Here is a 15,360-nt window from a genome sequence, read left to right on the forward strand (position 1 = left end):
AATGATGCGCTTCATCGTGCTGGAATGACGGCTTTCGAGGAACGGTCGCCGACCTGAAAATGACCGATGGGGCTTTGCGATGAATCGCGGACCATCCAGACAGCGCCGGGGCGTGTGGACTGGCGCTTTTGCTCCCTGGGTTTGATGGAGCCGTAGGACTTGGTCGTGCCATCGGGGGAAAGCCACATGAGCTCGACAGGTTTCGGGCGCTGATTGATGAAGACGACATCAAAGGTGCCACCCTCGGGTTTGGAAGGTGGTGCGGGTTCGCTGGCGGGGTGCCATTTCAAGTCGGGCAATGAAGCCACGGGCACTTCAGGCACGGGAACGGGGTTCTGGGGGGCGAGTGCGCGCAGTTCGGCGATTCTGGCAGCGTGTCCGGGGTTCGCGGCGAGGTTGTCCCATTCGTGAGGATCATGGGCGATGTCGTAGAGTTCCTCGTCTCCATTGCGGTAGTGGATGTAGCGCCAGGAGCGCGTGCTGACGGCGTATTCTTCCGGCACGCTGAGCTGTGTGACGGCGGCGTGCGGCCAGGGCGCATCCGCATTCTGCAACAAGGGCACGAGGCTGTGCGCGCTGATGTTTTCCGGCGCTGGGAGCCCGCAGAGGTCGGTGAGGGTGTGGAAGAGATCGGTGAGGCTGACCGGCTGGTCGCAGACAGCGCCGGATTTTCTTCCCGGCTCGCGAATGATGAGCGGCACACGCGTGCAGAGGCGCCAGCCGGTGTATTTCTGCCAGTGCTGCTTCTCGCCGAGATGCCAGCCGTGGTCGCTCCACAGCACGACAATCGTGTTGTCACGCTCCGGACTCTTGTCGAGCGCATCGAGCACGCGACCCAGCATGGCATCCGCGTAATGAATGGAGGCGAGGTAGGCCTGGATGGCCTTCTTCCACTGGCCCTGCTTTTGAATGTGCTCGAAGTAGCGGTTGGGGCCCATCTTCTTTCCTGAGGGCGGCAGGTCCTCCAGATCGTCCTCCTTGTAGCCGGGGCCGGGCTGAATGGATTCGAGAGGGAAGGGCTTGAAGTACTCCTTGGGCACAAACCATGGCTCGTGCGGCCGGTAAATGCCGCAGGCGAGGAAGAAGGGCTTGTCATGCCGGCGCTGAAGCTGCTCGCCAATCCACTGGGTGACGCTCCAGTCGCCGCCGCAGTCCTCGTCGCTTACATCCAGGGCGGCCCAGTCGGTTTCCCGATATTGCCAGGGACCGCCGACGGGCAGGCTGATGGGACGGTTTGGCGGATCGAAGGTGGGTGGAAACGGGTTTTCTTTTTCCTTCGCTGGGAAGTATTCGTCCCATGACGCGGCATCGATGAAATAGTGCAGCAGCTTGCCGGAGCCTGCGCTCCAGTAGCCGTGGCGGGAGAAAAACTTCGGGAGGATCTCCGCATCTGGCAGCACATCGCGCATCTTCTGGCCGTTGTGATACACGCCGGAACGGTGGGGTGGCAGGCCGGTGAAGACGGCGGTGCGCGAGGGATTGCACTGCGGGGCGGCGCAATGAGCATTGGTGAAGAGCACACCGCTTTTTGAGAAGCGGTCGAGGTTGGGTGTCCGCGTCTGCGGATGACCACCGAGGCAGCCGACCCAGTCGTTGAGATCATCGATGGCGATGAAGAGCACATTGGGCTGCGCTGCTGCGATGTGAGTCGAAAAGATCAGCAGGAAGAGCAGGAGACGCTTCATAGGCCGGAGGTTCAATGGATTCCAAACTGAAAGGGATCCGTCGGATCGAGGAGCAGGGTGGATTCAGCGGTGACGAAAGCGGTGCCGGTGATGGTGGGGATGATGCGGTCACCGGAGGGCGCGTAGCTGCCTTCAAAGACGCTGCCGATGATGCTTTCCTGACGCCATGTTTCACCGGGGGCGAGTTTTCCATCGGCTGCGAGGCAGGCGAGTTTTGCGCTGGTGCCGGTGCCGCAGGGGGAGCGGTCGTATTCACCGCCGGGGCAGAGGACGAAGTTGCGGCTGTGGTTGGTGGGATCGTGAGGCGCGGCGAAGAGTTCGACGTGATCGACCTCGGGATAACCGGCGGCGTGAATGGCGGTGCGCATGTCCAGCGCTGCACGGGTGAGCTGCGGGATGTTTTCGCGGGTGAACGCGAGGCCGTGGCCGGATACCAGAAAGAACCAGTTTCCGCCCCAGGCGACGTCTCCGGTGACGCCACCCGCCTGCACGGCCTTGGCGTGGCGGTAGGAGGGGACGTTGCGGATGCTGACGCGACCGTCTTCATGCAAGGTGGCGGTGACGACTCCGACGGGCGTCTCGATGCGGTGCTCCCCGGGGGCGATGCGGCCAAGATGCTGTAGCGTGGTGATGAGGCCGATCATGCCGTGGCCGCACATGCCGAGGCGGCCGACGTTGTTGAAGAAGATGACGCCGGCGGCGCAGGAAGGGTCCTGAGGCGGAACGAGAAGAGCACCGACGATCACTTCGTGGCCGCGGGGTTCGCAGATGATGGCGCGGCGGTAGGTTTCCAGGGTCTCTTCGGTGACGCCGCTGAGAACGACGCGTGTGGGTTCGCCGCCGGTGTGGGAGTCGATGATGGGGATGCGGAGCACGCGGGGGAAGAGTTTAAAGTTTGAAGTTTAAGGTTTAAAGTTGAGGGGGAGGTTTTTGTGCGGCGATGGATTCTTTGGAAGGAGATCGCGAGGGGCGTGGCGAGAGCGGCGCTAAAGCGCCGCACTCCGGGGACGCTGGCGCGGATTACGGAAGGCTCAGCGGGGCTTCGTGAGGCGGGTGCGGACGAGTTCGGGGAGGAATTTGACGGGGAGGGAGCCGTGATCGATGACGGCTTCGTGGTAGCGGCCGAGGTCGAATTTTTCGCCAAGCTCGCGCTGCATTTGCTGGCGCAGGCGGTAGAAGGCCATGCGTCCGGCGAAGTAGGTGCTGAGCTGCGCGGTGCTTTGCTTGGAGCGGATGATCTTCAATTTGGCTTCGCCTTCGGATTGAAACGCGCCGTGGGTGAGGAGGTGCAGGGCCTCCTCATCGGTCATGGCGGTGCAGTGCATCTTGTGGTCGAGGATGGAATTGGTGACGGCGCGCAGGTAGAATTTGAGCTGGTTCAGGCGCAGCGCGAGGTCACCGCCGCCGTAGCCCTGGTCGATCATCATCTGCTCGGTGTACACGGCCCAGCCTTCCTTGAAGGTGCCGGAGCCGAGAATGAGACGGATGAGCGAGGGGCAGCGGTTGGAATACTCGAGCTGCACGTAGTGGCCGGGGTAGGCTTCGTGAATGGTGAGCACCTGGAGCATGTGTTTGTTGTACTCTTCCAGGAAGGTCTGCACGCGCTCGGGTTTCCAATCGGATGGCGGCGGGCTGACGGCATAGGTGCTGGGGCCGGAGGGATCGAGCGGCAGCGCGGACTCGAGGTAGGCGACGGAGTTGCCGCGGCGGAACTCGGGCATTTCGAGGATCTGGCAGCGGTCGGGCTCGGGGAGGCGGAGGATGTCGTGCTCTTTGATGAAGGCCTTGATGCGGTCCACGGTGGCGCGGGCATCGGTGACGAGGTCTTCGGGCTTGCCGTGGTCGCGGCTGACCTCGCGGATGATCTGAGCGATGGTGTCGTGGCGGCCTTGATCGTCATCGGGTAGAAGCGGGGATTTGGGGAAGTAGTGGCTCCAGAGCTGGCGGGCGACGACGTACATGTCTCGCTGCACGCGTGCGAATTCCGCTTCGGCATCGGCCAGGACTTCATCGGCGCTGCGGCCGGTGTCGAGTTCCAGCTCGAGTTTACGCGAGAACTTCTCTTTGCCCATGCGCCAATTCTCGGTGGCTTTGGGGCGGAGTTCGGTTTCGAGGAAGGTTTGGTATTCCTTCAGCGCAGCGACGATGGGTTTGGCAGCGGACTTTAGCGCGGGAAGCTGGGGTGTCTCGCCCGCGAGGGTGAAGACTTCTTCTTCATAGAAGGAAATGGCGCCGCGGTTTTGCAGGATGGCGGTGTCGAGGATGGAACGGGGGACGGTCTGCAACGTTTCGCGGGCGACCTTCACGATACCTGGGATGTGCGCCATGCGGGCGATGGCGTTTTTGATGTTGGTCTCCTTGGGCAATGTGGACTGCGCGAGCAGGGTGTAAACGCTGTCGCTGATGTAGCCGCCGTAGGTGCGTGGGTCTTCCTCGAAGGGGCGGGTGTTTTCGGTGAGCCAGATGCTGCGCGTCAGGTCATCGCGCAGGATCTCGAAGTCGATTTGGGAACTGCGGGAAAGCTGGTCGTAGGGGATGGTTTTTGGCAGCGCTTCCAGGGTGCGCTTGGCCTGGGCGAGCCATCCTGCGCGGGCGGCGGGGGAGATGTCATCGAGCTTGTCGTCGAAGCGGTGGTCGCCGAGAGAGGTGGCGTCCATGGGGCGGAGCTGGAAGGTTTCTTCGAGGTAGGATTTGAAGAAGGCTTCGAGCTTGGCGTCGACGGTTTGGGCGGAGGCGGGGGCCGCGAGTGCGAGGAGGGGGAGAAGCAGCGAGCGGAAAGTCATGGCAGGTAATGGTATGGCGTGGTAACGACTAGAAGCGAAGCGGCTGATTATCGATGCTCGAGGAAGCGTTTTGGACTGCTCCAGCCCTCTGGAGCTTTGCGCTGGCGGTGGGACATTCGAAAGCGGCGCTGAAGCGCCGCACTCCGGGGACGCTGGCGCGGGGGTTCAGACGCTGGGATTATCGCATTCACACCTGAGGGCGCTTCGCCAGGGAGTCGCGGATGATTTTGAGGACTTGCTCGCGCTCGGTGCCGGAGAGGGGGAGGCGGGGCTCGCGGCACCATTCTTTGCCGAGGCCGGTCTCCTGGCAGAGGAGCTTGATGTATTGCACGAAGTGGATGTGGGTATCGAGCTTCATGAGGGGCTGCATCCAGCGGTAGAGGGTGCGGGCTTCGTCCCACTTTCCGGCACGGGTGAGGTCCCAGAGCTTTTGATTTTCCTGCGGGAAGGCGATGCCGCTGCCCGCGACCCAGCCGTCGATGCCGAGGATGCTGCATTCGAGGATGAGGTCGTCCACACCGGTGAAGAGCTGGTAGCGATCTCCGACGAGATTGCGCAGTTCGGTGATGCGGCGGGGGTTGGCGCTGCTTTCCTTGATTGAGGTGAGGTTTTCGATGTCGGCGATCTGCGCGAACATTTCGGGCGTGACGTCGGTGTGGTAGCCGACGGGGTTGTTGTAGAGCATCCAGGGCAGGGGCGTGGCCTTGGCGAGGGTGCGGAACCAGTGCTCGGTCTCTCGCGCGTCGCTCTTGTAAACCATGGGCGGCATGATCATGAAGCCTGCGGCGCCGAGTTTTTCGCCGTCCTGCATGTACTGGATGGCGGCCTGCGTGTTCATCTCGGCGACACCGCTGACGACGGGGATGCGGCCCTTGGCGGTTTCGATGGCGCATTTCAGCACAGCGCGTTTTTCATCGGGCTGCAGGCACTGGTTTTCGCCGAGGGAGCCGCAGACGATGAGGCCGGAGATGCCGGACTGGATGAGGGCCTCGAAGTGGCGGGCCGAGGATGGGAGATCGAGGGACTGATCTTCGTGCATCTGAGTGACGACGGCGGGGAAGACGCCGGACCAGCGGGGGAGGGAGGAGGTGGACATGAGGGAAGGATGAATGACGAATGTAGAGCGGTGCGTGAGGCGGCAGGGGACTGCAAACTGAGAACTGAAAACTGAGAATTGGAAATTGGATGGGGCGTGGCTGGGCAGGATACTGCGGTTTGGGGGGCTGAGGGTCTTGATTGCTTTTTGGCTGGGAGGCTGCCAATTCAGTCAAAATGATGGAATCGGGAGGGATGTTCTCTGAGCATGCGACGACGGAGGCGCTGTTTGATGCGCTGCCGGACGTGGTGTTTTTTATCAAGGATGCGGCGGGGCGGTATGTGCGGGTGAACCAAACGCTGGCGGATCGCTGTGCGGGAGGGGACAAGGCAAAGCTGCGGGGCAGGCGGCCGGAGGAGGTGTTTCCGGCGGCGCTGGCGGCGAGCTATGCGCGGCAGGATGAGGCAGTGCTGAAGACTGGCAAGCCGGTGGAGCATCAGCTGGAGCTGCACATCTACCCCGGGCACAAGGCGGGCTGGTGCCTGACGACGAAGCATGCGCTGCGCGATGCGAAGGGGCGCATTGTCGGTGTGACGGGCATCTCGCGGGATCTGAATGCGCCGAGCGACAAGGCGGGTGGCTTTGCGGAGCTGGCGGCGGCTTTGAAGCACATGCAGCGGCACTTTGCGGAGAGCCTGAGAATCGAGGACATCGCGAAGAAGGCGGGACTGAGTGTGTATCAGTTCGAGCAGCGGGTGCAGCGGCTGTTTCAAATGAGTCCGCTGCAACTGCTGCACAAGCTGCGGCTGGATGAGGCGACGCGGCTGCTGCGGGAGACGGATCGCTCGCTGGCGGACATCGCGATCGAGACGGGGTGGTGTGACCAGAGTGCGTTTACGCGGCATTTTTCCCGCTATGCGGGCATGGCACCGGGGAAGTTTCGGGGGCTGAACGGGAAGTGATCCCGCCCGCTGCTGCCCGCATCATCAGAAGCCCAGCAGCTTGCCCAGCTTTTCAACGTTTCCCGTGATGTTGCCGGCGAAGTCATGCACCCACTTCGCGGCCTCCAGCAGGCCCTTGGCGGAGATGTCATACCACTCCCGCTCCGGCTCAGGGCTGGTCGCCTGGGTGATCAATTGGTTGAGTTTGTTGGCCACCTTGGGGGCTTCCTTCGCCTTGTCCGGTGGCAACTGCTGGATCAGCGCCTCCACCTGCTTTGTCAGCTCTTGCAGCAGATCCCTCCGTTCTCCCGCTGGCTGCTCGTTGATCGTGTTCGTGCAGTTCGTCAAGGTCTGGCCCACCTGGGCGTTGGTGACGTTGCCGTGGATGGTGAGGTTGTGGCTGTCGGTGTTCATAGAATTGCTGACCTTCGGATTGTCGCCGTGGAAGTGGTTGTGGATGTCGCCGCCGCGTTGGCGCTGCTCCTCATCCTGTTTCCGCTGCTCGGTGCCGCGCACGCCATTAAGAGCCTCCTCCACGTCGATGCGGAGGATTTCACCAGGACGTGTGCCGCTGACGTTGTGCTTAGCGATGCCGTTCCACGACAGAGAGCGCAGCAGGCTGTAGTCGAGCATCGGCGCATCCGGTCGTCCGGGCACGGGGATGAGTTCCTGCACGGGCAGGTTCTCTACAGTGCCGTGTAGCGCCTCGAAGGTGTGGCGCACCTGGTCCAAGGCCTCGCGTCGCAGGGCTTCCTCTCCGCTCACACTGATCATCACCCGCCGCAATTCCATGTCAGCGATCACGCGCACGCGACACTGCTTCAGCTCCAGGACGCAACCGTGCCGCCAGTTGGGCACCGTGGCGTCCAGATTCCCATGCTGGCGGGCCATGAAGGCGGGCAGCAGGCCGGCGGGCATCACCTCATACTGATAGACGAACTCCAGCGTGCCCGCCTGCGGCCAGGCAAACTCGGGCATGCGCTCCCGCAGCATCAGCGGGATCAGCATGCGGTGCATCGGGCCGTGCTCGGCGGAGTCGTAGAGCAGGTCGAAGCGCCGCATCACCTCCTCGATGATCTTCTCGTGTGCCGAGGGATAGCCGCGCTGCTTTAGGATGGCAGTCATCTGCGTGCGGTCCAACAGACCGCCGCGTTTCTGCGTCGCTGCATCATCCAGCAGAGCGTAGATGCCCAGCGTCACCCACTCCGGGTTCAGGATGGCCGTCTCGCAGGCGTCCACCATCTGCTCCTTCGTGGTGGGAAAGTAGCGCACCGTGCCTAGGCGGTCGCACAGGTGCAGCAGCTCGCGCCGGGCCTCGGGGGTGCTGATCTTGCTGCCGCACAGCTGTGCCCACTCCACCATGGACAGGGTGTGCTCCGGCATCTTCTCCAGCTTCTTCTTTACGGCCAGCCACGTCTTCGCCACCGGCGTGCGCACACCTACCAGCCGCAGCGCCTCACGCACCACCACAATGCGTGCTTCGCCGATGCCCGTCAGGGTGTCGCAGCTCGTGTACAAGAAGCCGCGCAGGTGCGGATGCCGCAGGCGCAGCGCCTGCTCATCCGGCGGGTGCCCCACCTTCTCATCGCACTTGTTCACCACCACATAGACCACCGCATCAGGCCCGCCAAAGCTAGCCGCCATGCGCAGCCAGTAGTCCACGTTGTTCTGCCGCTCATTGTCCCGCTTGCTAAGCACGATGAGATACACTGCCCGTGTGGTCAGGAACAGCGTGTGGGCGGAGTGGTAGATCTCCTGCCCGCCGAAGTCCCAGCAGTTCAGCCGCAGCGTCTCCACCCCGGGTGCCTTCGGCTTTGGGGCCATTTCCGACCCCATCACCGGTACCTCCCAGAGCTGGCGCACGATGCCGCTGGTGCCTTTGCCATCCAGCTCCGTTCGTCGCCTCCCCTGCGTCAATGCCGAGATGAGGCAGCTCTTGCCCACACTGGCTTCTCCAAGCACTAGCACCTTCGCTTCCATCAACGCTTCGGTCCCTTCATCCTCCACCGCCTGCCGATGGACGAAATAATAATACAAGATCTCATGGGGGGCGGCGGGTGTTTTGTTTTCATAGCTATCCACCCACCTAGGCCCCAGCACTTCCGGTGGTAGGCCCAGAACCACATTGCCATGCAGGTAGAGTGTCTTGAGTGCCGTGAGTTGAGCGATCTCCTGCGGCAACGTGAGGAGGTTGTTGTTGTGGAGGGAAAGCATCGTGAGCGCCGTGAGCTGGCCGATCTCTGATGGTAATAAGTTGAGATGGTTGTTGTGGAGGGAAAGCATCCTGAGCGCCGTCAGCTGGCCAATCTCTGATGGCAGCTTACAAAGCATGTTGTTGGAGAGGTCTAGTATCGTCAGCTCCGTGAGCTGGCCGATTTCGGGCGGCAGCGTGTTGAGGTGGTTGTTATAGAGGCGTAGCTCCTTCAGCGCAGTGAGCTGGCCGATCTCCGGCGGCAGCGTGCGGAGCTTATTGTATTCGAGGTTAAATTCCGTCAGCGCCCTGAGCTGGCCGATCTCCGGCGGCAGCGTGGTGAGTCCAAGGCGCTTCAGGTCCAGCACTGCGGCCGCCTTCCCGCTCTTCTGGCATTCCGCGATGCGCCGCAGTGCCTCGGCATAGGCTTCCTGTGCTGCGGGCGTCATGGGGGGGATCTCGGCCATGGCGAAAAGTGAATGACAAAAATGCGAATGTCGAATCTGTTCTCCGACACTGGGCCATGAAGGTGCGTGACGAGGGGAGCGCGCTATCAAGTTTCACAAGGCCTGTCAGTGCGGCACGACCCCTTGTTCGGCAGTATGTCGAAAAGGTTACGATTGCTACATGGAGACATGGGGGATCGATGGCTAATCCCAATTCTGCACGCTGCCACTACAACGTGGGTGGTTTAATTCGATTATGGCAGTTTAACCTGCCAATGAAAGGTGATATTTCTACGCCATGAGCGCCTTGATGGGTTTGGCGGGATTGATGCCGATGAGCTTTTGGTCGAGGCCCTGGAACTTGTAGGTGAAGCGGTCGGCGTTGTAGCCGAGGAGGTTCAGCACGGTGGCGTGGAAGTCGCTGATGTGGAGCGGGTCTTTGACGATGTTGTAGCTGAAGTCGTCGGTCTCGCCGTAGATGGCGCCGCCTTTGGCTCCGCCGCCGGCCATCCACATGGTGAAGCAGCGCGGGTGGTGGTCGCGGCCGTAGTTCTCCTTGGAGAGGCCGCCCTGGCTGTAGATGGTGCGGCCGAATTCGCCGCCCCAGATGATGAGGGTGTCGTCAAACATGCCGCGCTGCTTGAGGTCTTCGATGAGCGCGTGGCAGGCCTGGTCCACGTCCTTGCACTGGCTGGGCATGCGGCCGCCGACGTTGCTGTGGTGGTCCCAGTTGTTGAGGTAGATCTGGGTGAAACGCACGCCGCGCTCGGCGAGGCGGCGGGCCATGAGCACGCTGTTGGCAAAGGTGCCGGGCTTCTTCGCTTCATCGCCATACATTTTGAAGATGTGCTCGGGTTCGCTGTTGATGTCGGTAAGCTCGGGCACGCTGGCCTGCATGCGGAAGGCCATCTCGTACTGCTGGATGCGCGTGTGCGTTTCGGGATCGCCCACTTCCTTGTAGTTGATCTCGTTGAGCGAGTTGAGGCCTTCGATGGTGCGCTTGCGCACGCTGCTGGGCACGCCGGCGGGGTTGTTGATGAAGAGGATGGGATCGCCCTTGCTGCGGAAGGAAACGCCCGCGTGCTCGCCGGGCAGGTAACCGCTGGACCACAGGCGCGAGGAGATGGCCTGCTCCTGCTCGCGATTCGTCGGTGTGGCGATGAGGACAACGAAGGTGGGCAGGTTCGAGTTCATGCTGCCCAGGCCGTACGAAGCCCAGGAGCCGAGGCAGGGGCGGCCGGTGATCTGGTTCCCCGTCTGCATGGCGCAGATGGCGGGCTCATGATTGATGGCCTCGGTGTGCAGCGAGCGCATCCAGCAGATGTCGTCCGCGTTCTTGGCAAGATGGGGCAGCAGGTCGGAATTCATCCACATGCCGCACTGGCCGCGCTGCGCGAAGTTGAACTTCGACGGCGCGATGGGAAACCGCGCCTGGCCGCTGGTCATCGTGGTGAGGCGCTGGCCGTTGCGGATGCTTGGTGGCAGATCCTTGTCATACCACTTCATCATCTCCGGCTTGTAGTCGAAGAGATCCATCTGCGCCGGTCCGCCGACCATGTGCAGGTAGATCACGCGCTTCGCCTTCGGCGCAAAGTGCGGCCCCATGGCGCCGCCGCTCGATGCGTTTGCAAAGGATTCGCCGAGAAGTGAAGCCAGCGCGGCACCGCCGAGAACGTTTTTACCGCGTGCGAAAAGCTGGCGGCGGGTTTGGTAGGTGTCCCATTCGTGGAGGAGGCTCATACAGAGTTTAAAGTTTAAGGTTTAAAGTTTCAAGTTGGGGACGCTTCGCGGGTGACGGAGGCGTGGGAGGAGTTAGCCTTTTGGGCCTGCGGAGGCAGTTTGGAATTTGCGGCCTTTGATTTCGGTTTGGCGAAGGTATTTGATGAAGCCGTCAAGGAGGCGGCTGACTTCGAGGCAGCGGTTGTGGAGTTCCTGCCACTCGGGCTGAGTCAGGTAGGATTCGTCCAGAGCTACGTAGAGCTGGGAGCGGACTTCGCCGCAGGAACCTTTGGAGTGACCTAGGAATTGAATGAATTCTTTGGTGCCTCCGCGTTCGAAGCCTTCGGCAATGTTTGAAGTGATGGAGATTAACGCGCTGCGAATTTGATCGCGCAGTGCGAAGTCCTTCGCGAACTCGCCCTTTCGGGAGGCTCTATAAACAAGCTTGGTGAGCTCCCGCCCCTTTTGCCAGGCGAGGATGTCCTCAAATTGTTCGATGTTGGCCATGGGGAAGAGTTTAAAGTTTCAAGTTTAAGGTTTGAAGTTGGAACGAGTTTGTGAGCGCTTTCAAAAATGGGGCAGTTGCTCGCTGTTAGCCATGGAGTGTTCGCGTTAGAAAACTTGAAACTTTTAACCTTAAACTTTTAACTTTGGCCTACTTGTTCAGCACTTCATCGAGGTTCATGACTTCATTGCAAAGCATCGTCCACGCAGCGAGTTCGGGCTTCGCGAGCTTTTCATCGGCTTTGGATTCACCGACTTTGATGAGCGCTTCGGCGTCCGCTGCATTGCTGCTGTAGAACTTCCGCATGTCCGCGAGGCTGGCAGCGAGGATGGGTTTCTCGGCGTCCTTCAGGGGGCGGCAGAGGAGGCGGGAGTAGATGGACTCGAGCTTGGCGGTGTCGTCGCCTTTCACTTGCTCCAGGGTGTGCTGGGCGAGGTTGCGGGCGGCTTCGATGAACTGGGGGTCGTTCATGGTGACGAGGGCCTGCAGCGGGGTGTTGGTGCGGTCGCGGCGGACGCAGCTCATCTCGCGGCTGGGGGCGTTGAAGATGTCCATGTTCGCGGGCGGGGCCATGCGCTTCCAGAAGTCGTAGAGGGTGCGGCGATACAGGTTTTCGCCTTTGTCCTGCACGTACTTTTCCGTCCCCATGCCGACGACTTCCCAGATGTTTTCCGGCTGGTAGGGCAGGGTGCCGGGGCCGCCCATGCGCGGGGAAAGGGTGGCGCTGGCGGCGAGGGCGTAGTCGCGGATCATCTCGGCATCCATGCGGAAGCGCGGGCCGCGGGAGAGCAGGGCGTTGTCCCGGTCTTTCTCCAGCTTGGCGGGCGTGATGACGGCGGCCTGACGGTAGGCGGCGGAGGTGACGAGCATCTTGTAGAAGCGCTTTACATCCCAGCCGCTTTCTTTGAACTCCACCGCGAGCCAGTCGAGCAGCTCGGGGTTGGAAGGGGCGCTGCCCATGATGCCGAAGTCTTCGCTGGTCTTCACCAGGCCGCTGCCAAAAAGCTCCTGCCACATGCGGTTCACGGTCACGCGGGCGGTGAGGGTGTTGTTGTCGCTGACGAGCCACTTGGCGAGGCCGAGGCGGTTCTTCGGAGCATCGGCGGGCAGCTTGCCGAGCGATGCGGGCACGGCGGCCTCCACGGCGTCTCCCACTTTGTCATACTGGCCGCGCATGAGGATGTTGGCCATGGGCTTGGTGTCCATCTTTTCCTCCTGCACGTGGGTCATGGGGCTGCGGGCCTTGATGGCTTCCTGCTCGGCGGTGAGCTTGGTGCTGGCGGCGAGGGCTGCCTGATAGGCGCTATCGCGGGTTACGAGATAGTGCTCAAACAGCGCCTCCTGCTGCTTGGGTCCCTGCTTCTTGGCGGCGAGCATGCTGCGGAGCGGGCCGACTTTGGAAAGAGTCATGACTTCCGTGGCGCTGAGCTGACGATCATACACGCGCACGTCCTGCACGCCGCCATCGGTGAAGTAGGCGCCGTGGCTGCGCTGGCCGATGCGGGTGGGTGTGGTGGTTTTGATGCTGCCTTTGAGGGCGTTCACATCCGGGCGGATGGGAGCCTCGACGCCATCCACAAAGATGCGGATGCCGCCGGCCTTGCCTTTGCCGTCGTAGGTGACGAACACATGCTGCCAGACATTGGGGCGCAGGGCGGGCTTGGCGGTGCTGATCTTGATGGCATCGCCCGGCCAGTTGCTGACGATGTGCACGGAGAGTTTATTATCGCTCTGGAAGAGGTCCCAGCCGCGATGCCCGTTCTTTTCATCCATGCGGCTGAGGATGCTGCCGGAGATGCCGGTGACCTTGCCCGCGCGAATCCACGCGCCGTAGCTGAAGGCGTGATCTTTTTCATAGTCGCCCACGTCGCCGATCTCAAAGGTGCTCTTCGGGCTGATCACGGGTGCGGGGCCGAGTTTGCCATCGGGCTTCCAGGTGACCTCGCCGGTGGCCTTGAAGGTCTTGGCGCTGCCGCAGGTGGCGGCGACTTCGCTGCCGGTGCCTTCAGTGAGCGGCACATGCGCGGCGATGCCCTTCGTTGGCACGTCTTTGTCCAGGTCTTCCGGCTTGGCGGTGGTGAGCCAGAGATCGAAGAGGGGCTTCGCGGTTTTGCGTGCACCGTCCTGCTTCACTTTGGCGGCGGCGATTTCCGTGGGCAGCGCGTTCCAGCGCGGGCGGTCCTTGTCGGTAGGCAGCACGAGGATGGGGCCGAGGCCGTCCTTCACATTGCCGTCCTTCGGCTTCTGGGTGGTGTTGCGGAAGAAGGCGGCCATGGAGTAGTAGTCCTTCTGCGTGAGCGGATCGAACTTGTGGTCATGGCACTGGGCGCAGTTCGTGGTGAGGCCGAAGTACACCCAGCCCATGGTCTGCACGCGATCGGAGGCGTAGTTGGCGAGGTTTTCTTCATCGATGGTGCCGCCTTCATTGGTGGTGATGTTGCAGCGCTGGAATCCGGTGGCGACGAGCTGGTCTTCGGTGGGCTTGGTCAGCAGGTCGCCGGCGATCTGCTCGACGGTGAATTTGTCGAAGGGCTCGTTGTTGTTGTAGGCTTTCACCACCCAGTCGCGGTAGGGCCAGATCTCGCGTGGCTTGTCAAAGTGCAGGCCGTGGGTGTCGGCGTAACGTGCGGCATCCAGCCAGTAGCGGGCGCGGTGCTCGCCGTAAGCGGGCGATTTGAGAAGCTCGTCCACCAGCGCGGAGTACTTCTGCTCGGTGAGCGGCAGGTAGCGGGCCATCAGCTCGGGCGATGGCGGCAGGCCGGTGATGTCCAAGGACACACGGCGGATGAGCGCGTGGTCCTCCGCCTGCGCGGCAGGGGCGAGGCCTGCGGCTTCGAGCTTGGAGAGGATGAAGCGGTCCACAGGGGTCTTCACCCAGGCGCTGTCTTTCACCGCAGGCAGTGCGGATTTCTTGGGCGCGATGAGCGACCAATGCGGCTGCCACGGCGCGCCCTGAGCGATCCACTCTTTGATCAGCGCGATCTGCGCGGGCTTCAGCGTCTTGTGGGAATCCGGCGGCGGCATGATGTCGTCTTCATCTTTGGTGATGAGGCGCTGAAAGAGGGCGCTGACCTCGGGCTTGTTTTTGATGACGGTGGGCTGCTCGCCTTCCTTGGCCGTGAAGAATCCGGCTTCGGTGTCGAGGCGCAGTCCCGCTTTGCGCGTGCCTGGGTCAGGGCCGTGGCAGTGGAAGCAGGCGTCCGCGAGGATGGGGCGGATGTCTTTGTTAAAGCCGATGGGCTGCGCTGCTGTCGCCGCGGAAGTGGCGAGAAGCGTGAGGAGCAGGGTGAGGTCGATGCGCATGCGGTGGGGGAAAGCGGTTTGGTATGGAAGTGTCTCGGACTGGTATGAATGTGATTACGGAGGCCGAGGGGGTGATTTTACGTCAATCTGGCGAACTTTGGGGCGAATGCTGGCGTAGGGGAGGGGGAGGCGATCCTGATGTTCTTCCTACTCTTACTTTTACTTCTGCTCCCTTTTCCGGAACAGGGAGGAAGAGGAGGAAGAGGAGGAGGAGGAGGAGGAAGAAGCTGCTCGGAGAAGTGGATGGTGCGGGGCGATTGGATCGAGGACGAGTTCGAGTAGGAGGACGAGTTCGAGTAGGAGGACGAGTTCGAGTAGGAGGAAGAACGTGAGGACGATGTGAGGCGGATCACACCATGGCGCTCCGCAGAGCCAGACGCTCAGCCTCCGGGAGGCTGCTGGCGGTGATGGCGCGCCAGGCGGCATTGATGTCGATGCGGCTCCAGATCGTGGCGAGGCAGTTGCCAAGGCTGAGGCGCTCCTTGGGCGCACGCACGTGAGTGAGGAGATTGAGCGCGAGGTCCGGACGGTGGTGCTTGACCACGAGGATGAGGTTTTTCAGGTCGTCGTCATTAAAAGAGGCCACGACTTCGGCATCGCGCAGCATTTCATCGAGCAGAGGCAGGTCGCGCGTGTTCCCACGGTGCAGGCTGGCGGCCACCCGCCGGAGCCGCTCGCGGCGCTGGGGCAGGGGCAGGAAATGGAGGGCTTTCGGCATGAGGTAGAATACGCCGGAGGGGCGAATGGCGTC

Annotated in this window: 10 protein-coding genes; 1 reads left to right on the top strand and 9 read right to left on the bottom strand. The window is 62.0% G+C overall.

Annotated elements, in window-relative coordinates:
- Positions 1–11: 11 nt before the first annotated feature.
- The 4 genes from ACILSO_RS05605 to ACILSO_RS05620 form a co-directional block, all read right to left on the bottom strand.
- Positions 12–1,685, bottom strand: a complete 1,674-nt coding sequence (locus tag ACILSO_RS05605) for a sulfatase-like hydrolase/transferase (protein WP_395736390.1) — start codon at positions 1,683–1,685, stop codon at positions 12–14.
- A gap of 11 nt (positions 1,686–1,696) precedes the next feature.
- Complete coding sequence (locus ACILSO_RS05610) at positions 1,697–2,560, bottom strand: proline racemase family protein (protein ID WP_395736391.1); 864 nt, start codon at positions 2,558–2,560, stop codon at positions 1,697–1,699.
- A 156-nt stretch (positions 2,561–2,716) separates the two neighbouring features.
- Positions 2,717–4,468, bottom strand: coding sequence for a DUF885 domain-containing protein (locus ACILSO_RS05615; RefSeq protein ID WP_395736392.1), 1,752 nt, complete (start codon positions 4,466–4,468; stop codon positions 2,717–2,719).
- A 187-nt stretch (positions 4,469–4,655) separates the two neighbouring features.
- A complete protein-coding gene (locus tag ACILSO_RS05620) occupies positions 4,656–5,564 on the bottom strand; it encodes a dihydrodipicolinate synthase family protein (RefSeq protein ID WP_395736393.1) in 909 nt (302 codons plus the stop codon).
- A gap of 194 nt (positions 5,565–5,758) precedes the next feature.
- Here ACILSO_RS05620 and ACILSO_RS05625 point away from each other — a divergent pair, with 194 nt between their 5' ends.
- Complete coding sequence (locus ACILSO_RS05625; RefSeq protein WP_395736394.1) at positions 5,759–6,466, top strand: helix-turn-helix domain-containing protein; 708 nt, start codon at positions 5,759–5,761, stop codon at positions 6,464–6,466.
- A gap of 24 nt (positions 6,467–6,490) precedes the next feature.
- On the opposite strand, the gene ACILSO_RS05630 is transcribed toward ACILSO_RS05625, so the two are convergent.
- The 5 genes from ACILSO_RS05630 to ACILSO_RS05650 all read right to left on the bottom strand — a co-directional run bounded on the left by ACILSO_RS05630 (position 6,491) and on the right by ACILSO_RS05650 (position 15,327).
- Positions 6,491–9,103, bottom strand: a complete 2,613-nt coding sequence (locus ACILSO_RS05630) for a COR domain-containing protein (RefSeq protein WP_395736395.1) — start codon at positions 9,101–9,103, stop codon at positions 6,491–6,493.
- A gap of 270 nt (positions 9,104–9,373) precedes the next feature.
- Positions 9,374–10,822, bottom strand: a complete 1,449-nt coding sequence (locus tag ACILSO_RS05635; protein ID WP_395736396.1) for a DUF1501 domain-containing protein — start codon at positions 10,820–10,822, stop codon at positions 9,374–9,376.
- Positions 10,823–10,894: 72 nt separating this feature from the next.
- On the bottom strand, positions 10,895–11,308 hold the full coding sequence (locus ACILSO_RS05640; RefSeq protein ID WP_395736397.1) for a four helix bundle protein: 414 nt from the start codon (positions 11,306–11,308) through the stop codon (positions 10,895–10,897).
- Between the two features lie 148 nt (positions 11,309–11,456).
- Complete coding sequence (locus tag ACILSO_RS05645; protein ID WP_395736398.1) at positions 11,457–14,609, bottom strand: DUF1553 domain-containing protein; 3,153 nt, start codon at positions 14,607–14,609, stop codon at positions 11,457–11,459.
- Between the two features lie 349 nt (positions 14,610–14,958).
- Positions 14,959–15,327, bottom strand: a complete 369-nt coding sequence (locus ACILSO_RS05650) for a hypothetical protein (protein ID WP_395736399.1) — start codon at positions 15,325–15,327, stop codon at positions 14,959–14,961.
- Positions 15,328–15,360 lie beyond the last annotated feature (33 nt).

Source organism: Prosthecobacter sp. (assembly GCF_044226605.1).
Lineage (GTDB): Bacteria > Verrucomicrobiota > Verrucomicrobiia > Verrucomicrobiales > Verrucomicrobiaceae > Prosthecobacter.